We start from the raw sequence: 19,034 nt of genomic DNA on the forward strand, positions 1-19,034 counted from the left end.
CCTGTAGGAGGAAAAACACCCGACTCAAAATTCTGAGTCAACTGACCATAACCCAAAAAAGAAAGCACCAATGACAGTAATGTGAGTAGTTTTTTCATTATAACTTTTTGTGTTTGTGATTATTTAAATACTAACAAATGTATCAAGATTATTCAAGCTAAACAAAAAAACCGACGAAAGATCTTTTTTTGTCGATAAAAGGCAAATAACAATCTCATCTATTAACAATTATTGCTTAATTTTGCATATATTTAAATCTATGTTAGAAAAAGAAACTCATAATTTTGAAAAAACAGTTATTGTTGGTATTGTAACCCAACAACAAAATGAAGAAAAGCTAAATGAATATCTTGACGAGCTAGCTTTTTTAACTTTTACTGCTGGTGGTGAAGTTGCAAAAAGATTCACACAAAAACTAGATAAACCCAACCCTAAAACATTTGTTGGAAGTGGAAAACTAGAAGAGATCAAATATTACATCAAAGATAATGATATAAAAACGGTTATTTTTGATGATGAACTATCACCTGCTCAGCAAAAAAATATTACAAAAGAATTAGATTGTAAAGTTCTTGATCGAACAAACCTTATACTTGATATTTTTGCTCAGAGAGCAGAAACATCATATGCAAGAACACAGGTAGAACTTGCTCAATGTCAATATTTACTTCCTAGATTAACAGGAATGTGGACCCACTTGGAGCGTCAACGTGGGGGTATTGGAATGCGAGGTCCTGGAGAAACAGAGATTGAAACAGACCGTCGTATTGTGCGAGATCGTATTGCTTTACTAAAAGAAAAAATTAAAACGATTGACAAACAAATGGCTGTTCAAAGAAGCAATCGCGGAGCGATGGTTCGTGTTGCTTTAGTTGGATATACAAATGTAGGAAAGTCTACTTTAATGAATGCTATTGGGAAAAGTGATGTTTTTGTAGAAAATAAGCTTTTTGCTACTTTAGATACAACCGTTAGAAAGACAGTAATAAAAAACCTTCCCTTTTTATTATCTGACACAGTTGGATTCATTCGAAAATTACCTACTCAACTAGTAGAATCGTTCAAAAGTACACTTGATGAAGTTCGTGAAGCTGATTTACTACTTCATGTAGTTGACATTTCACATCCTGATTTTGAAGATCACATAGAATCTGTAAATCAAATTTTGCAAGACATTAAAAGCAACAACAAGCCTACCTTAATGGTGTTCAATAAGATAGACGCTTATAAATACGATAAAATTGACGAAGCAGACATTACAATTGAAAAAACAACAAAGAATTTTTCATTAGATGATTGGAAGCAAACTTGGATGAGTAAATTAGGAGATAAAAACACCTTGTTTATATCAGCAACTGAAAAAGCAAACTTTGAAGAGTTTAGAGAGAAGGTTTATGAAGCAGTACGCGAAATTCATATTACTCGTTTTCCTTACAATAAATTTCTATATCCAGATTATAAGGATGCTACTGAAAATGAATAAAATTTACTACCCTAAAAATCTAACATAGGGTAGTAAACAAAATTATGACATTAGTATTTAGTAACTTCTATTTTATTGTCTTCACCTTTAACATCTGCTAACAATCCACTTGGGTCAATGGTTACCGATTTTACTTGTGTCCTTGGTTTTTCTAATTCTAATACATATGTAGGAAACGCCCAATCCCATCCTGCTAAAACAGTTCTTTTTAACGCGGGATAAACATTTGGTTTTTCCCATCGCATTAAAGTATTTGGAATATAAATATATTCTTTGGATCCATCTGTATATTCGACAATTAAATCAATAGGCATGGGCATTCTACCTTTGCGTTCTAAAACTACTTTTGTCTTTTGTCCAGCTTCTTGCACTTCTTTAACAGCATAATCAATCGTATTAATGGTCTGTGTCCATTCGTTCAAATACCAATCTAAATTAGCACCTGTAACTCGTTCAGCCGATTTTTTTATGTCGTTTGGAGTAGGATGTGTAAATTTATAATCATGATAATAACGTTTGATTGTTTTTTCTAAGTTTTCTTGCCCAATAAGATAGCCTAGTTGCACTAAGAATACTTCTCCTTTGCTATATGCAGCAATGCCATAAGCCATATTTAAATCATAGCGATCAGCATGGGTTGTTAAGGGTTGTTCTTTACCGCTGTTAGCAATATAAACATAGTTTTTATAAGCATCTGCAAAAGGACTTTCAGGTTCTTTTGGTGGTAAAACCTGGTTCATAGCTAAATCTGAAATGTAAGAAGTAAATCCTTCATCCATCCAACAATGCTTCGATTCATTTGTGGCTAAAATATGTTGGAACCAACTGTGAGCAAATTCGTGCGCTGTAACACCAACTAAACTCCCGTAACTTCTGTTTCCAGTAATTAACGTACACATAGCATATTCCATTCCTCCATCACCTCCTTGAACAACAGAATATTGTTTATATGGATATGGCCCAACATGTTTGTTGAAGAACGCTAATAATTCAGCCGTTTTAGGTTGAAATTTTTTCCAGTTTTCAATATTTTCTGGTTTATTCTTATAGAAAAAATGCAATTCCACATTGTTTTCTCCCATGATTTTATCGTGAATATATTCTTTATCGGCTCCCCAAGCAAAATCATGTACATTAGGCGCCACAAAATGCCAAGTCAGGGTTTTAGCTTTCTTTGGATAAACAACTTGAACGCCAATATCTTCGTAACCTTTACCTATTTCATTTTTGTTTTGTAAATAACCCGTTCCACCAATAGTATAATCTTTATCTATCGTAATTTTTACATCAAAATTTCCCCAAACACCGTGAAACTCTCTTCCTATGTATGGATCGGCTTGCCAACCTTCAAAATCATATTCGGCTATTTTAGGATACCATTGTGTCATAGATAACGCAATATTTTCTTCTGAATTTCTTCCAGAACGACGGATTTGTAACGGTACTTGTCCGTCAAAATCCAATGAAAATGAAACCGTTTGCTTGGGCAATATCGGTTGAGGCAAAACAACTTCTAGTATAGTACCCACCACTTTTGTTTCAGCCAAAATACCGTTTTCTTTGAAGTTAGCAATTTTTAGATAACCTATTTCATCTGGCTTTAATGTACTGATTCTACTTTCTTTAACTTCTTTATTTTCTTTTTTAAACGTTCGCACCATGCGTTTGTCTGGATCTTTTATTGTTTGTAAACGCATATCCATCGCACTTCCAGGTTGAAACGCATTAGGGTACAAATGATAATATACTTTTCGAAGTGTATCAGGAGAATTATTAGTATATTGAAGTTCTTGTTTCCCTTTGTATTGGTATTTTTTTACATCCATTTGAACCTCCATTTTGTAATCCGCATGTTGTTGCCAATACCCTGGATTAGGATGGTTTTGTGCTTGCAATTGGAATCCGACTAAAGCAATTCCTAAAATAAAGAGTTGTTTCATGTTTTTTTAATTTTTGGTCTTAAAAAGAAAACCACAAAGATAAACGAGTCGTCTAAACTTTGTGGTTTTTTAACTATTTTATAAATTAATTTTATTTTTTAGCTCGTTTTTCTGCTAACAATAAAGCATTATATGCATTTACAATTTTTCCAGATTTAGAAGCTTCTTTAAAATTAACTTTATGTTTATCTTCGCCAACTGTAACTGTATTAGTCAAAGAAGTACCACTTTCCATAATAATTTGTTTCACTTCTTGAGCGGTTAAACTTGGATAGTATGAACGAATTAATGCGGCTACACCTGCCACATTAGGTGAGGCCATTGAAGTTCCTTGTAAATACTCATAAGTATTAAGTGGAGTTGTTGCATAAATTTTATCTCCAGGAGCATAAATATCTACATTGTTTTTTCCGTAATTTGAAAACCCTGCAATCATTTTAGAACCATAATTTGGTGATAATGCTCCAATTATTAATACATTTGATGCAAATTCTGGCTGTCCATCATAGGTGTCATTTGGATATTTATTTGTAACATCTAAATCATACGATTCATTTCCAGCAGCAATAACAACCAATACATCTTTTGACTCCGCATATTTAATGGCATCAATAACCCATTCTTTGTGTTGAGAAAAATATTTTCCAAACGAACCATTAATGACTTTTGCGCCATTATCAACAGCATAACGAATCCCTAGAGCAATGTCTTTGTCATATTCATCTCCATTAGGAACCGCTCTTACGGCCATGATTAAAGCATTATTTGTAACCCCGTCACCACCTAATTTATTACCTCTTACTTGCGCTACAATACCTGCAACGTGAGTGCCGTGTTTAGCTTCTTTAGGTTCAGGTCCAATTACATTATTATTTCCATATTTAGTGTCGTTGATATCATCTGGATTGTCACCAACAATTTTTCTTCCGTCAAAATTTACATTTAAATTATAGTCTAATTGACCATAAACATAGTCCTTGAAATCAACTATTTCTTTGTCAAAATCTGCTTTAGATGTACCACTCAATATTTGAGTAAACATTGCTTTTGCTTGTTTAACATTTGTATCATCAGACTGAATAGCTTTTACTTCTTCTAATGTAAAGCTATCTTTTTTCAAATGATCTTTAATAGTTTTTTCTGCTTTAAGGATAAAATCTAGTTGTTGTTTATTACCTTGTAAGTCTTGTATTTCTTTTTCTAATGCCGCTTTTGCTTTTTCATAATCAGGGGCGCTTGGACCTTTTTTAACAATACGTGTTAATTCTAATTGTTCATGAACAGCATCTCCTAAAAAATTCCATCCATGAATATCATCTACATATCCGTTTTTATCGTCGTCAATATTATTTCCTGCTATTTCCTTCGGATTCGTCCAAATCACAGCTTTTAAGTCTTCGTGGTTAATGTCTACGCCAGAGTCTACAATACCTACAATCACTTTTTGTCCTTTTTTACCTTTTAATAATTCAGCATAAGCTTTGTCTACACTCATTCCTGGAACCGTGTCCTTAACTAAGTCTAAATGGCTCCATCTTTTTAAATCTTTTTCTTTAAGAGGAGCTGTTTTAAGAGGCATTTTATCAATATTTTCTACTGGTGTAGGGATAATCTTAGCAGGTCCACAACTTGCTAAAGCCAATGCAAAGGCTACGGATAAGTAATAAGGTCTAAATACTTTTTTCATTTTTTATATTCTTTATATGCAATTAGATATTAATTATGATTTATTGTTACATCTAACCTGCCATTTAACAAATTTTTATAAAACGTCGCTCAGTTGTAAAACATCTTTTAGACGAACCCCTTTATCTGTTTTTTCAACCGTAACTATAGGATTATGTGCGTCATGTTCAAGCCACAGTAAATACCCATTTTCAGCTGCTGAATTCATGAATTTCGATTTTTCATCCATCGTTAAAAGTGGTCTTGTATCATAACCCATAACATATGGTATTGGCACATGTCCAGCAGTAGCTAGCAAATCAGCACAAAAAACAATCGTATTTCCTTTATATTGAATGTGAGGTAACATTTGTTTCTCTGTATGACCATCAACATACAATATATCGAAACTTAATTCATTAGAATGTCCGAAATCTAACACTGGCCTATTGATAAATTGCAATTGTCCACTTTCTTGCATAGGAATTAAGTTTTCATGTAAAAAAGAGGCTTTTTCTCTTGGATTAGGTTTAGTAGCCCATTCCCAGTGATTTTCATTTGTCCAAAATGTAGCGTTTTTGAATGCTACTTCATATCCTGTTTTATCTTTGTTCCAATTGACACTACCGCCACAGTGATCAAAATGTAGATGCGTCATGAACACATCAGTAATATCATCGCGATGAAAACCTGCTTGGTGCAAAGAAGTATCTAAGGAGTGATTACCCCAAAGAGAATAATAACTAAAAAACTTTTCAGATTGTTTATTTCCCATACCTGTGTCAATTAAGATGAGTCTATTTCCATCTTCAATTAACATACATCGTGCGGCAATATCAATCAGATTATTAGCATCAGCAGGATTGGTTTTGCTCCAAATGGTTTTTGGAACCACTCCAAACATAGCTCCACCATCTAGCTTAAAATTTCCTGCTTCAATAGCATGTATTTTCATAAAAATAAATTTGAATTCTTCTTCAGCCAAGGTACAAAAAAACAAATAAAGAAAAACTATGAATTTATAAGTTATAAAAATGTTACGAAACATGGAAAAAAACAATTTATGACTTATCTTTGCGGTTAATTTAGACAAAATCAAAATAAGACAAGTTGTTAAACAACAGTCTTTGTTTTTTGTAATCATCTAAATTACAATTGATTTCGTAAAATTTAATTAAAGAAAAAGCCAAGTTATGATAAAGGTATCTGATAGCGCAAAGAAAAAAGCCATCGACTTAATGACAGAGGATGGGTTTGATCCTGTACAAGATTTTATTCGTGTAGGTGTAAAAAGTGGCGGTTGCAGTGGGTTGTCTTATGAATTAAAGTTTGACAACACTCAAAACGATGATGATAAGCTTATTGAGGACAATGGAATGAAGATTTTATGTGATAAAAAAAGTTTCTTATACTTAATTGGAACAACGTTAGAATATTCAGGTGGATTAAATGGTAAAGGATTTGTGTTTAATAATCCAAACGCACAAAGAACATGTGGATGTGGCGAAAGTTTCTCGTTATAAATTTTAAAAAATGAGCAAATATACCGAAGACGATTTAAAAGTTGAGTTAGAAAATAAAGAATACGAATACGGATTTTATACCAATTTAGATTCTGAAACATTTCCAGCGGGATTAAATGAAGATATTATTCGTGCAATTTCTAAAAAGAAAGAAGAGCCTAAATGGATGACGGAATGGCGTTTAGAGGCGTTTCGCATTTGGCAAACCATGGAAGAACCGGAATGGGCCAATGTGAATTATGAAAAACCTGATTTTCAAGCTATTTCTTATTACTCAGCGCCCAAAAAAGCAGATCCTAATAAAACATTGGACGACGTTGATCCTGAATTATTAGCCATGTATAAAAAATTAGGCATTTCTGTAGACGAGCAAAAAAAGATGAACAATGTAGCAATTGATATTGTTGTTGATTCAGTATCAGTGGCTACCACCTTCAAAAAAACCTTAGCGGAAAAAGGAATTATTTTCATGAGTATTTCTGAAGCCATTAAGGAACATCCTGAATTAGTACAAAAGTACTTAGGAACAGTTGTGCCCACTACTGATAATTTTTATGCTGCTTTAAATTCGGCTGTTTTCTCTGATGGAAGTTTTTGTTACATACCAAAAGGGGTGAAATGTCCAATGGAATTGTCTACCTATTTCCGAATTAATCAAGGTGGAACGGGACAGTTTGAGCGCACCCTAGTTATTGCCGACGAAGGAAGCTATGTTTCTTATTTAGAAGGATGTACGGCACCTAGTCGTGATGAAAATCAATTACACGCTGCTGTGGTTGAATTAATTGCGATGGATGATGCCGAAATTAAATACTCTACGGTTCAAAATTGGTATCCGGGGAACAAAGAAGGAAAAGGTGGCGTTTATAATTTCGTAACCAAAAGAGGTTTATGTGAAAAAAACGCAAAAATTTCTTGGACTCAAGTAGAAACTGGTTCGGCTGTAACTTGGAAATATCCTTCATGTGTGTTGAAAGGTGATAATTCCATAGGAGAGTTTTATTCCATTGCTGTTACCAACAATTTCCAACAAGCGGATACTGGAACGAAGATGATTCATTTGGGAAAAAACACCAAATCAACGATTATTTCTAAAGGAATTTCAGCTGGCAAATCACAAAACAGTTATAGAGGACTAGTCCAAATTGGTCCAAGAGCTGAAAATGCTCGTAACTTTTCACAATGTGATTCGTTATTAATGGGTAACAATTGCGGTGCACACACTTTTCCGTATATCGAAAGTAAAAATGCTTCTGCAAAAATTGAACACGAAGCTACAACTTCAAAAATTGGAGAAGACCAAGTGTTCTATTGTAACCAACGCGGCATTCCAACCGAAAAAGCAATTGCTTTAATTGTAAATGGATTTAGTAAAGAAGTACTAAATAAGTTACCAATGGAATTTGCAGTGGAAGCGCAAAAATTGTTAGAAATTTCGTTGGAAGGAAGTGTTGGATAATTAAAAAAATGCCAATGTGCAATGAGCTAATTTTCCAATTGAAAAATAATGATATAAAAGCAATAAAACATACTATATAATGTTATCAATAAAAAACTTACATGCGTCTGTTGAAGACAAAGACATATTAAAAGGAATCAACCTTGAAATTAAAGCAGGAGAAGTACATGCAATTATGGGGCCTAACGGTGCTGGAAAATCTACACTTTCTTCTATTATTGCTGGAAATGAAAATTATGAAGTAACTGAAGGAGAAATCATTTTAGATGGTGAAGATTTGTCTGAATTAGCTCCAGAAGAAAGAGCACATAAAGGCGTGTTCTTATCGTTTCAATATCCAGTTGAAATCCCGGGTGTATCAGTAACTAATTTCATCAAAACGGCGATTAACGAAAAACGTAAAGCTAATGGTCAGGAAGAAATGCCAGCCAATGAAATGTTGAAATTAATTCGTGAGAAATCGGAATTATTAGAAATGGATCGTAAATTTTTATCGCGTTCGTTAAACGAAGGGTTTTCGGGTGGTGAAAAGAAACGTAACGAGATTTTCCAAATGGCTATGTTAGAACCAAAAATCGCTATTTTGGACGAAACCGATTCAGGTTTAGACATCGATGCGTTACGAATTGTAGCTAATGGGGTAAATAAATTGAAAAACGAAAATAACGCCGTATTAGTGATTACACATTACCAACGTCTATTAGATTATATTGTTCCAGATTTCGTTCATGTTTTAATGGATGGAAAAATCGTTAAATCGGGTACAAAAGAATTAGCCCTTGAGTTAGAAGAAAAAGGATACGATTGGATTAAAGCAGAGCTTGTTTAATTTGTTTAAAGCTTAATGTTCAACGTTAGATTTAGATAACTTGAAACTTTAAACCTTAAACTTTGAACTAAAATTAAAAAATGGAATTAAAAGATAAATTAGTAGCTTCTTTCATGGCGTTTGAAGAGAAAATCAATGATAACGCCGAATTACATGACGTAAGAAGTCAAGCTATAAAAAATTTCGAAACCAAAGGTTTCCCTACAAAAAAAGAAGAAGCTTGGAAATACACATCTTTAAACGCAATTTTAAAGAACGATTTTAGTGTGTTTCCTAAGCATGAAAATGCTATCGAATTTAAAGATGTTAAAAAATATTTTCTCCATGATGTAGATACTTATAAAGTGGTATTTATAGATGGAAAATTCAGTTCATTCTTATCTTCTACTACTCATGATGGTTTAGATGTTTGTTTAATGTCATCAGCATTAACTAAACCTAAGTACAAAATGGTAATTGATGCCTATTTTAATCGTATTGCTAGTAAAGAAGAAACGTTAACAACGCTTAACACAGCTTTTGCTTTTGAAGGAGCCTACATCAATGTGCCTAAAAGTAAAGTTGTTGAGAAACCCATCGAAATTATCTATTTTTCAACAGGAAATGAAGCAGCTTTAATGGTACAACCAAGAAATTTGGTAATTGTTGGAGAAAATGCTCACGTTCAAATTGTGGAACGCCATCAAAGCTTGAATAGCAATCCCGTTTTAACGAATTCAGTTACGGAAATTTTTGCTCAAAAACGAGCCATTGTAGATTATTACAAAGTACAAAACGATGTGCAAACGGCTAATTTGATTGACAATACATACATAGCACAAAAACAAGAAAGTCGAGTTGCGGTTCACTCATTCTCTTTTGGTGGAAATATAACAAGAAACAATTTGAATTTTTACCACCAAGGTGAACGCATTGATTCCACTTTAAAAGGAATTACCATTATTGGAGATAAGCAGCACGTAGATCATTATACATTGGTACATCATGCACAACCTAATTGTGAGAGCCACCAAAATTATAAATGTATTTTAGATGGTAATGCTACAGGTGTTTTCAATGGTAAAATATTTGTTGAAAAAGAAGCCCAAAAAACAGATGCTTTTCAGCAGAATAATAACATATTAATAAGTGAAAAAGCAACTATTAATGCTAAACCACAATTAGAAATTTTTGCAGACGACGTAAAATGTTCACATGGTTGTACTATCGGGCAATTAGATGAAAATGCGATGTTTTATATGCAACAACGAGGTATTCCAAAAAAAGAAGCCAAAGCATTGTTAATGTATGCATTTACAAATGAAGTAACGTCAAGCATTCAAATACCTGAATTAAAAGCTAAAATTGGGCGTATTATTGCGGATAAATTAGGTGTAAACATGGGGTTTGATTTATAATTCAATTAACCGCATTTTTTGCGGTTTTATTTTTTAAAAAATTATGTTAGACATTCAAAAAATAAGAGCCGATTTTCCCATTCTTTCAGAAAAAGTCAATGGGAAACCCTTAGTGTATTTTGATAATGGGGCGACTTCACAAAAACCTCAAGTGGTAATCGATGCTATAGAAAAATATTATTCAACATATAATGCAAATATCCATCGTGGTGTACACACACTAAGTCAATTAGCAACAGATGCCTATGAAGCAGCTAGAAATACCATTCAGACACACATTAATGCAAAACACAACTATGAAGTTATTTTTACATCTGGCACTACTTTTGGAATCAATTTAGTAGCCAATGGAATGGCTGCTTTTATTAAACCAGGTGACGAGGTCATGGTTTCAGCACTTGAACACCACAGCAATATTGTACCATGGCAATTTTTATGTGAAAAAACAGGAGCCAAGTTAGTAGTAATCCCTATGAATGAAAAGGGAGAATTAGTTGTTTCTGAATTTGACAACTTACTTTCTGATAAAACAAAGCTGGTTGCTGTTAACCACATTTCTAATGCTTTAGGAACAATTAACCCTATTGAATATATCATAAAAAAAGCGCATGAGAAAGGGGCTGCCGTTTTGATTGATGGAGCTCAGGCTACTCCGCATTTAAAACCTGATGTACAAGCATTAAATTGTGATTTCTACGTTTTTTCTGGACATAAAATCTGTGGACCAACAGGTGTTGGAATATTGTATGGTAAAGAAGAATGGTTGCGTAAATTACCTCCATATCAAGGTGGAGGCGAAATGATTGCTGAAGTCACGTTCGAAAAAACAACCTACGCTGATTTACCTCATAAATTTGAAGCGGGAACACCCAATATTGAAGGCGGAATTGTCTTAGGTACAGCAATAGACTACATGAATTCTGTAGGTTTTGAAGCCATTGCTACTTATGAAAACGAATTGTTAACCTATGGAACAAAAAAATTACAAGAAATAGAAGGCTTAACCATTTATGGAATAAGTGAAAACAAAGCTTCTGTAATTTCTTTTAATATAAATGGTATTCATCCTTATGATATTGGGGCAATTATAGATAAACTTGGTATAGCTGTTCGTACAGGACATCATTGCGCCCAACCTATTATGAACTATTTCAACATACCAGGAACCATAAGGGCTAGTTTTGCTTTTTATAATACAAAAGAAGAAATTGATATATTTGTAGAAGCACTTAAAAAAGCACAACTTATGTTGTCATAAAACAAATGAAAAACTTAATTTACATAAGCAGTCTAACTATAGTTTTATTAAGTTGTAAGTGTCCCAAAAAAGGGATAAAATCAACTAAAGAAACTAATGTCATAGAAAATGGGGTAAAAGAAAGCTCGATTCCAACCATTTTATATGAAGCCAATGCAAGAAATTTTGTTTTGAAACTTAAAGTTGAAAATCAAATCCTATATATTAACAAACACCGTGATATCATTGGCTATGAAAGCCAAATAAAAATATCCGATAACGACTGGAAAGAAATTACAGATTTGGTAAAAAAAGTTGATTTAAACAAGGTAAAAGATTTAAAATGGCCAACAGAAATGCGATATTATGATGGTGCCGCGGATGCAAATGTGACTTTTATTTCAAATGGTATTGAATATCCAGCTAAAGGTTTTGACCATGGCCATCCGCCATTAGAAATTGAAAACTTAATTAATAAAATCGTTAAACTGACAGAAAAACCATAATGACAATACAAGAAATACAAGAAGAAATCGTTGATGAATTTTCGATGTTTGATGATTGGATGCAACGTTACGAATACATCATTGAACTAGGCAAAACTTTACCATTAATTGACGAAAAATTCAAGACTGAAGATAATATCATCAAAGGATGTCAATCTAAAGTTTGGGTTCATGCAGAAGAAAAAGATGGCAAAATTCTATTTACAGCAGATAGTGATGCTATTTTAACTAAGGGGATCATTGCTATTTTAATTCGTGCTTTCTCTAATCAAACACCACAAGCTATCTTGGAAGCAAATACTGATTTCGTGGACGAAATTGGATTAAAAGAACACTTATCACCTACACGAGCCAATGGATTAGTCTCGATGATAAAGAAAATAAAAATGTATGCTTTAGCCTTTCAAGCGAAACAATAAAAGTATGTAAACAAAATCTATAAGCCATTATGTTTCCCTTATTAACAGCTTATGGATTTAAAAATTAAAAAATTATGGAAGAATTTAAAGATGAAATAAATTTGGGTGAAAATGTAGTTAGAATTTTAAAAACTATTTTCGATCCAGAAATCCCAGTAGACATTTACGAATTAGGTTTAATTTATGATGTTTTGATTAACGAAGATAATGAGGTAAAGATTCTAATGACTTTAACTTCGCCTAATTGTCCTGTTGCGGAAACATTACCACAAGAAGTAGAAGAAAAAATAAAATCGATTAATGAGGTAAAATCATGTGAAGTAGAAATCACATTTGACCCGCCTTGGAGCAAAGATTTAATGAGTGAAGAAGCCAAATTAGAATTAGGAATGCTTTAAGAAAATTGGCAACTGCAAATTAAGCTATTTTAAATGTCTTATTAAATTGTGACTAAACAATGGATGAAATAATCAATAAAGTAGCTCAAAGTTCTTTAAAAGTTTTCGATTTGGAAGACTATTATCCAGATGAAAACCATATAGTAGGAATTGATATTTCTCAATGGTTATTTGGTGGATTTATTTTAAAAGAAACTGAATTTAGAGCACACTTAAAACAAAACAATTGGTCGGTTTATCAAGATCAATATGTTTATCTACATTGCACTGAAGACGCTGTTTTACCCGCATGGGCTTATTCATTAGTCACAGTACATTTAGCTCCTTTTGCATTGAAAATCATTCAAGGGTCAAAAGAAACTGCTATTATAGAATGGTATCAAGATATCTTAAACAAAGTAGATTATACTGATTACTTTGACAAACCTTTAATCTTAAAAGGGTGTTCTAAAAAACAAGTGCCTAATGAAGTGTATACTATAGCCATTCAAAAATTAATTAAAGTGGCCAAAAGTGTCATGTTTGGAGAAGCTTGCTCGGCAGTACCTTTATATAAAAGAAAATAAAAAAAGAAAGCCCTAAAAATTAATTTTTAGGGCTTTCTTTTTTCTAATGGAAAAACTTTAATTAGCCTAATTTAAGTTAAGAAGCAGATTTAGATTCAGATCTCAATTTATAAAACATGTATAATACTCCTGTAGCTCCTAAAAAAGCAATACCAAAATCAATTGGAGCAGTTGGCTTCTGATCAAATTCGGGTGCAGGTTGCGGTATGAATGCGCCATCCAAAGGGTCCCCATCTGAAGGAGGTGCCGGAGCTGGATCTTCATAGAAAGCATGCACTTGATTTGTGGCTAAAAACAATATAAGCCAACACAATAAACTTTTTTTAATAATTTTCATAGCAAAATTTTGTAGAATAGTTACTACTAAAAAATGAATTTTTTAGTAGTAACAACATCTGTATTAGATTTAATTTTTATTATTATTAACTCTTTACTTGTAGCTAAAGAATCAATTTGCAAATTAGAAGTGTTCAATAATAATTTCTTAAATAATAATCGTCCAGACAAGTCATAAATGAAAACTTCTTTTAATGTATCTTGAGAAGAACTAATGTTGAGCTTATTATTTTCAGTGTAAACTTTTATTCCATTCTCTAAAACATTTGAAGAATCTATTCCTAAAGAATTTTCAGTAAACACTAGTTGAAAACGCTGATCGTGTATACCTTCATTAGCTGAAAACACATACGGAGAAGACTTTAAGTTGTGAATAATTCCTGTTTCAAAATCTTTTAAATAAATGTTTTGAGTGTTTGACTCAAACAAACCATCTACATTAGCTAAACTAATCTGAAATGTTCCAGTAGTAGAAGCCTTAAATGCTAATGGCACAAAGTCATTAATATCAAAAGGCAAACCACGACCTTGAATAATATAATTATTATTATCCATTTTAGTAGCCAGTTGAGTTCCAGAAGAGGCATACGCTAAACCATCATAACCCCTATCAACTCCATTAGTTGCTCCAGAAACATAACCAACTAACATTTGATTTTCAAAAACATTAGTTGAAGAACCAGATTGAAGTGTAATTAAATTTAACCAAATTCTATGGTGTTCCTCACTTACTGCATTTGGAACATGTGAACTAGATCGATAAAATTGGTTCTGATAATTAGTTGTACGCTGCTGATTAGTAAAAACAACTGTTCCCCCTAATGGATTAGATCTTACTAAAAAACCTTGTCCTATTTGAATAATTCCGTTTGGCGCTTCTGCTGTTCCTGCGCCGGTTGTTTGTGTTGAAGCAGCTACACCACCAGATAAATTCCAACTAGCAAATTGTCCTGCTGAATTACCCGTTCCTGTATGAGCAAAGAAGTAAAGAGTTCCATCAATATCTTTATTTTCTCTAATAAATTTAGCAGCATCTATAGGCGATGGATATGGATTACCCACTCCATTAATACCTCTACTACTTGTATTTAAAGCAACCGTATATTTTCCATTATTGGGAATACCTTTAAAAACGCCTATCCAAGAAGTTGGAGTTGTGGGATGATTGTTTGGTGCTCGTACAACATAAGCAACAGCTGGATTAAAATTTGAAGCAGAATTTAACCCAGTCGTTGTATAATAATTTGTTTGTGTATCAAAAAGATAAAAACGATTAGTCAAGGTAAATGGAGAAAAAGCAAACAAATTTTGACCTAAAACTGGACTTGACCAAAATGTATAATCCAAACGAATCATAGGTGAAGAACTTCGTTTAATTGTAACAGCTCCTGAATTAATGACATCGTTTAACTGAATAAGATGTGCATTATTTTCAACAGTAATAGCATCATTACTACTATTATTAACTAATTCATTTGCAACTGTTAATGATGTATTAGGTGCTAAAATTAATGTTTTACTCGGGTTAACAATAACAGAATTAGCTTCAAACCCTCCATTTTGAGCGGTTGAGTAAGGTCCATCAATAATAGCATCTATATATAAATTAGGAGCGCTTGGATTCCAATTTACCCCATTCCAAATCGTTTTCTTTGTTTGACCAAGATCAAAAATTCCAAAATCAGAAACCAATGATGTGGTAAAATGAGAACCCGAAATAGTTGTTGGCAATACCGTCCAATTCGATAAATTATTATGAGCAATCTTGTAATTACTTAATAAACCTGTATTTGTGGTATTAGCTAAGTTAAAACTCGCTGTGTAACTTTTAATTGTTCCCGCACCTGATTTAGACAATAACCAAAAAGTATTTGCTTTTGCTAATGGATTTAAAATACTTTCAGGAACTGAATTGCCCAAATTCGCTTTTGCCGATACTAAAACCTGTCCATTAATTTCATTTGGAGTAATTGTAACTGGTGAATATACATCTGCCCCTATCTCAAAAACATAAGGATTAGAAGTTGTCAATGTTTTCTCTAAAGTTCCCTTCACATATCCTGATGTTCTACTAACACTACCTGTTGCCCCAATGGTCATTTTATAACTGGAAGTATTTATTATTTTATCAGCCAAAGACAAGCTGTTGAAAACCGTGACATTTCCACCTAAAATTACACCAAAACTATTCGATATAGTTAAATTGTGATATTTTATAGGTAAAACAGTTTGAGAAACATTTCCATTATAAGTAAACGTATTTTGAAGACTTGAGGCATCCAAAATACCATTATTAGTTATTTTATTGAATAATTTAACTTCTGTATCAGATTGAATTGTTAATTTTTTTCCTGCTGCTATAGAAAGATTATAAAACTGAGTAGAACCAGAAATTGTTGACTCAGAAGCAGATGAATCATAATCAAAAATAACTTCGCTATTACCTGGATTAAATGTTCCTTTATTATCCCAACTTCCATAGTTAATTCCTCCTCCGTCAGCATTTGGTCCACCATAAATAGTCATTTTAACATTATCACCCGATTGAACGTTCAATACACCTCCTGTTGCAATTTCTAAACTTCGTATTTTAACTTCTCCTTGAACAACATCAATTCCTCCTGAAATCCCATATCCGCTAGTGGCAGTCAACAATGGATCATTATTGGTTGAAATTGCATCAGGAATTAATACATTTGATGTATTATCTGGTATTTTTCCTCCAGACCAATTACTCAAAATATTCCAATTTGAATTTACAGCTCCTAACCAAACATAGTCAGATACAGATTCTTTATTGGAAATCATCCAATATTTAGTGAAAGTCGTATCACCTTCTAACGCCAAATAAGACACTGAGTGATTACTTAATTCTACCCAATTCTCTGTTGGGCTATAGCTCGTTTTTCCGTGCTCGTGAGGTGTTCTTCCTCCATATGGAATGTGATGATCCCATGTTACCAATTTATCCTCAATATTTCCATTCAATTCGGTATCTTCATAAGCCATTCTGAGTGTAAATCTAGTAGCAGAACTACCGCCTACATGTAAAATTTGATATAATCGTTTTACTGTATTTCTGTTAGCTATATAATCATTGATTTGAACATTACCTGTATTATCAATATGTGTTCCGTGTGAACCTCTAGTTGCTACTACTGTAATTTGGGTTGGCAAAGCACTCCCTGCCACAGAAGTAAAACGTAACTGAGTATTTATATTACCAAAAGTATAAACAACATTATCTAATATCGTAGTTCTCCTAATTTTACCTGTTACATCTCCTGGGCCAACAGTTGTTGCTTGTGGCTCCATTGTTAATATATATGAATTTAAATCGTTAAAAGGAGCTAAACTATTTCGAAAATCACCATTTGAATTGTCTCCATAACGATTAGTAGCATATGAACCATAACTGATAATCATGTCTAATGCTCCATTAGTTTCATCAGGATTTTTAATCAAATACAATTGTTCTTTTACTGTAATGTTACCTTTTGCTTTAACTCCTGACTTGTTATTTATCTTCAATCTAGTAAATGTTCGTGCTCCTAAATATTGTGGTACAAGAGCATTTAACTCGAAAGTAGATCCCGACTGAAAATCAACACCACCTGTCACAGCTATTGTTGCAGCAAAAGCGTCTATCGTATTAGTATTACTAGAAGCTACCGTGGCAGATGGTGCAACAACTAAAGAACCAGCTCCTGAAATAGAATAATTTAAGGTTAATAAAGTACCTTTTACAGTCAACGATTTTCCAGTCGAAATTAAAATATTCTGCGTTAAAGAAATAGTATGTACAGGATTAATAATTACGTTATTATTTATTCCAGGTACTTGAGTTGCAACCAACCAACCAGACTCACTGTTTCCTGTATCATATTCCCAAGTAGAAGGCTCTGAATAATTTCCGCTAATTCTACTTCTAAAATCTGCTTTGTTGATATCTTTATACGTTTTAACTACAATTGTGTTACTATTTAGTGAAACAGAAGTGCTATATTTAACTCTAACTCTATAGTAATAACTAGTCATCTCATTCAAACCTGTTATAACATATGAAGTCACATTTCCTACAGATAAGTTATTGTACCCTGCAACATAATTAGGTGTATTTTCAGATTTTAATGCTATATTGTCAATACTACTATAACTCCCATTTGATACCTGTTGACCATTAACAGAAGTGTTTGAAGTCATTAACCATCGAATATAAAGCAACGGTTGATTGTTACACTCAGAAGGTAGAACCACATCAGTAACACCAGCATAATAATTGTTTGACACTTCAAGATTGCCAAGAGTAACATCCATCCAAACTCCATTTTCACCAATTCTATATTGGATTTTAAAATCTTTTGGTCCATTTGGAACAGATTTCTGAATTGCAGTCAATCTTAAATTAGAATGACCTAATGTATTTGCATTTATTAACCAATACTTTGTATTTGCACCACTCCCCCATTGAGAAGCTGAAGGTGCATAAGTAGTACTTCCAAAAATTGAAGAAATTGGTCCTGCCCCAACAACACTCAATGCATTGTTTGAATTATTAGTAGAAGTAATATCTGGTGCTGTTATTGTTCCAGAGACAGGAAAAGTCCAACCAACAATATTAATATCTGTAAAAGGAGTTGTACTAACATCTAAAAAATAACCTGTAGCCCCCAATATCGCATTCCAATTAGCTGTGAAATTAGACGAATTTACTCCCGTTGCATTAATTGCGATAGGAGCCATTTTAAATAAATGTAAATTCTGAACATTACCTGTATTATGGCAAGCAAAATTATTGTTGTTTGCTTGATATTTTAATTGTCTATTAGAAGAATTCAAATTCTTCACAACAAATCCTCTACTAGAATAAGAGAAAGACCATCTTTCAGAATCATCAGCAACAGTAGAAACAGCATCAATATTATATTGAAAACCAGAATATGAAACATATTTCATAGATGACATGTTGTAAATTACTCTTCCTGAGCCATTCGTTTGAATACGCCAAACAATAGTTGAAGGAGGATTAGTAATTACAGCAATACTAGATGAAACTGATGTAACCTCATTAATACCATTCGTGTTACTTTCATTCATAGCTAACTCATCATCACTATTAGTAATCACATAATAGCCATCCGTTAATTCATTTATAGAATTAATTTTTGTAAAAACACCCACACCTTGATACTGTGACCAGAGACTGTTTAGAGGAAAAAAAAGCAATCCTAAAATGTAAAAAAAAGATAAATAACGACTAAAACAATTAAAAAAAC

At 32.9% G+C, this 19,034-nt stretch carries 15 protein-coding genes; 10 read left to right on the forward strand and 5 right to left on the reverse strand.

Annotation, left to right across the window (positions count from 1 at the left end):
* Positions 1-259 precede the first annotated feature (259 nt).
* A complete protein-coding gene (gene hflX / locus QZ824_RS06460; protein ID WP_291275202.1) occupies positions 260-1,483 on the forward strand; it encodes a GTPase HflX in 1,224 nt (407 codons plus the stop codon).
* 50 nt (positions 1,484-1,533) lie between these two features.
* Here hflX and QZ824_RS06465 read toward each other — a convergent pair whose 3' ends face one another.
* The 3 genes from QZ824_RS06465 to QZ824_RS06475 form a co-directional block, all read right to left on the reverse strand.
* Entirely contained in the window at positions 1,534-3,423 is a 1,890-nt protein-coding gene (locus tag QZ824_RS06465; protein ID WP_291275203.1) for a M1 family metallopeptidase, read from the reverse strand.
* A gap of 91 nt (positions 3,424-3,514) precedes the next feature.
* Positions 3,515-5,110, reverse strand: coding sequence for a S8 family serine peptidase (locus QZ824_RS06470; protein WP_291275204.1), 1,596 nt, complete (start codon positions 5,108-5,110; stop codon positions 3,515-3,517).
* 75 nt (positions 5,111-5,185) lie between these two features.
* Complete coding sequence (locus QZ824_RS06475; protein WP_291275205.1) at positions 5,186-6,043, reverse strand: MBL fold metallo-hydrolase; 858 nt, start codon at positions 6,041-6,043, stop codon at positions 5,186-5,188.
* A 238-nt stretch (positions 6,044-6,281) separates the two neighbouring features.
* Here QZ824_RS06475 and QZ824_RS06480 point away from each other — a divergent pair, with 238 nt between their 5' ends.
* The 9 genes from QZ824_RS06480 (at position 6,282) to QZ824_RS06520 (ending at position 13,422) form a co-directional block, all read left to right on the forward strand.
* A complete protein-coding gene (locus QZ824_RS06480; RefSeq protein WP_291275206.1) occupies positions 6,282-6,611 on the forward strand; it encodes an iron-sulfur cluster assembly accessory protein in 330 nt (109 codons plus the stop codon).
* A 10-nt stretch (positions 6,612-6,621) separates the two neighbouring features.
* The gene (gene sufB / locus QZ824_RS06485; protein WP_291275207.1) at positions 6,622-8,070 is read left to right on the forward strand and encodes a Fe-S cluster assembly protein SufB; all 1,449 of its coding nucleotides are present in this window, start codon (positions 6,622-6,624) and stop codon (positions 8,068-8,070) included.
* A gap of 79 nt (positions 8,071-8,149) precedes the next feature.
* A complete protein-coding gene (gene sufC, locus QZ824_RS06490) occupies positions 8,150-8,899 on the forward strand; it encodes a Fe-S cluster assembly ATPase SufC (protein WP_291275208.1) in 750 nt (249 codons plus the stop codon).
* A gap of 80 nt (positions 8,900-8,979) precedes the next feature.
* Positions 8,980-10,296 carry a Fe-S cluster assembly protein SufD gene (sufD, locus tag QZ824_RS06495; protein WP_291275209.1) on the forward strand — a complete coding sequence of 439 codons (1,317 nt, stop codon included), beginning with the start codon at positions 8,980-8,982 and terminating at the stop codon, positions 10,294-10,296.
* Between the two features lie 43 nt (positions 10,297-10,339).
* A complete protein-coding gene (locus QZ824_RS06500; RefSeq protein ID WP_291275210.1) occupies positions 10,340-11,554 on the forward strand; it encodes a cysteine desulfurase in 1,215 nt (404 codons plus the stop codon).
* Positions 11,555-11,559: 5 nt separating this feature from the next.
* A complete protein-coding gene (locus QZ824_RS06505) occupies positions 11,560-12,039 on the forward strand; it encodes a hypothetical protein (protein WP_291275211.1) in 480 nt (159 codons plus the stop codon).
* Positions 12,039-12,458, forward strand: coding sequence for a SufE family protein (locus QZ824_RS06510; protein ID WP_291275212.1), 420 nt, complete (start codon positions 12,039-12,041; stop codon positions 12,456-12,458). The genes QZ824_RS06505 and QZ824_RS06510 overlap by 1 nt, the downstream gene beginning before the upstream one ends.
* 74 nt (positions 12,459-12,532) lie before the next feature.
* Positions 12,533-12,856, forward strand: coding sequence for an SUF system Fe-S cluster assembly protein (locus QZ824_RS06515; RefSeq protein WP_291275213.1), 324 nt, complete (start codon positions 12,533-12,535; stop codon positions 12,854-12,856).
* Between the two features lie 59 nt (positions 12,857-12,915).
* On the forward strand, positions 12,916-13,422 hold the full coding sequence (locus QZ824_RS06520) for a DUF2480 family protein (RefSeq protein WP_291275214.1): 507 nt from the start codon (positions 12,916-12,918) through the stop codon (positions 13,420-13,422).
* 76 nt (positions 13,423-13,498) lie between these two features.
* On the opposite strand, the gene QZ824_RS06525 is transcribed toward QZ824_RS06520, so the two are convergent.
* Both QZ824_RS06525 and QZ824_RS06530 read right to left on the reverse strand, forming a co-directional pair.
* Positions 13,499-13,759: a hypothetical protein gene (locus QZ824_RS06525; protein ID WP_291275215.1), complete on the reverse strand. Its 261-nt coding sequence runs from the start codon at positions 13,757-13,759 to the stop codon at positions 13,499-13,501.
* A gap of 26 nt (positions 13,760-13,785) precedes the next feature.
* Positions 13,786-18,939: a hypothetical protein gene (locus QZ824_RS06530; RefSeq protein WP_291275216.1), complete on the reverse strand. Its 5,154-nt coding sequence runs from the start codon at positions 18,937-18,939 to the stop codon at positions 13,786-13,788.
* Positions 18,940-19,034 lie beyond the last annotated feature (95 nt).

It is taken from the genome of Flavobacterium sp. (genome assembly GCF_021151785.1).
Taxonomy (GTDB): Bacteria; Bacteroidota; Bacteroidia; order Flavobacteriales; family Flavobacteriaceae; genus Flavobacterium.

Bases quoted from the DNA above. Each gene is read 5' to 3' on its own strand.
- hflX (WP_291275202.1), top strand. From the start codon at position 260: ATGTTAGAAAAAGAAACTCATAATTTTGAAAAAACAGTTATTGTTGGT.
- QZ824_RS06465 (WP_291275203.1), bottom strand. From the start codon at position 3,423: ATGAAACAACTCTTTATTTTAGGAATTGCTTTAGTCGGATTCCAATTG.
- QZ824_RS06470 (WP_291275204.1), bottom strand. From the start codon at position 5,110: ATGAAAAAAGTATTTAGACCTTATTACTTATCCGTAGCCTTTGCATTG.
- QZ824_RS06475 (WP_291275205.1), bottom strand. From the start codon at position 6,043: ATGAAAATACATGCTATTGAAGCAGGAAATTTTAAGCTAGATGGTGGA.
- QZ824_RS06480 (WP_291275206.1), top strand. From the start codon at position 6,282: ATGATAAAGGTATCTGATAGCGCAAAGAAAAAAGCCATCGACTTAATG.
- sufB (WP_291275207.1), top strand. From the start codon at position 6,622: ATGAGCAAATATACCGAAGACGATTTAAAAGTTGAGTTAGAAAATAAA.
- sufC (WP_291275208.1), top strand. From the start codon at position 8,150: ATGTTATCAATAAAAAACTTACATGCGTCTGTTGAAGACAAAGACATA.
- sufD (WP_291275209.1), top strand. From the start codon at position 8,980: ATGGAATTAAAAGATAAATTAGTAGCTTCTTTCATGGCGTTTGAAGAG.
- QZ824_RS06500 (WP_291275210.1), top strand. From the start codon at position 10,340: ATGTTAGACATTCAAAAAATAAGAGCCGATTTTCCCATTCTTTCAGAA.
- QZ824_RS06505 (WP_291275211.1), top strand. From the start codon at position 11,560: ATGAAAAACTTAATTTACATAAGCAGTCTAACTATAGTTTTATTAAGT.
- QZ824_RS06510 (WP_291275212.1), top strand. From the start codon at position 12,039: ATGACAATACAAGAAATACAAGAAGAAATCGTTGATGAATTTTCGATG.
- QZ824_RS06515 (WP_291275213.1), top strand. From the start codon at position 12,533: ATGGAAGAATTTAAAGATGAAATAAATTTGGGTGAAAATGTAGTTAGA.
- QZ824_RS06520 (WP_291275214.1), top strand. From the start codon at position 12,916: ATGGATGAAATAATCAATAAAGTAGCTCAAAGTTCTTTAAAAGTTTTC.
- QZ824_RS06525 (WP_291275215.1), bottom strand. From the start codon at position 13,759: ATGAAAATTATTAAAAAAAGTTTATTGTGTTGGCTTATATTGTTTTTA.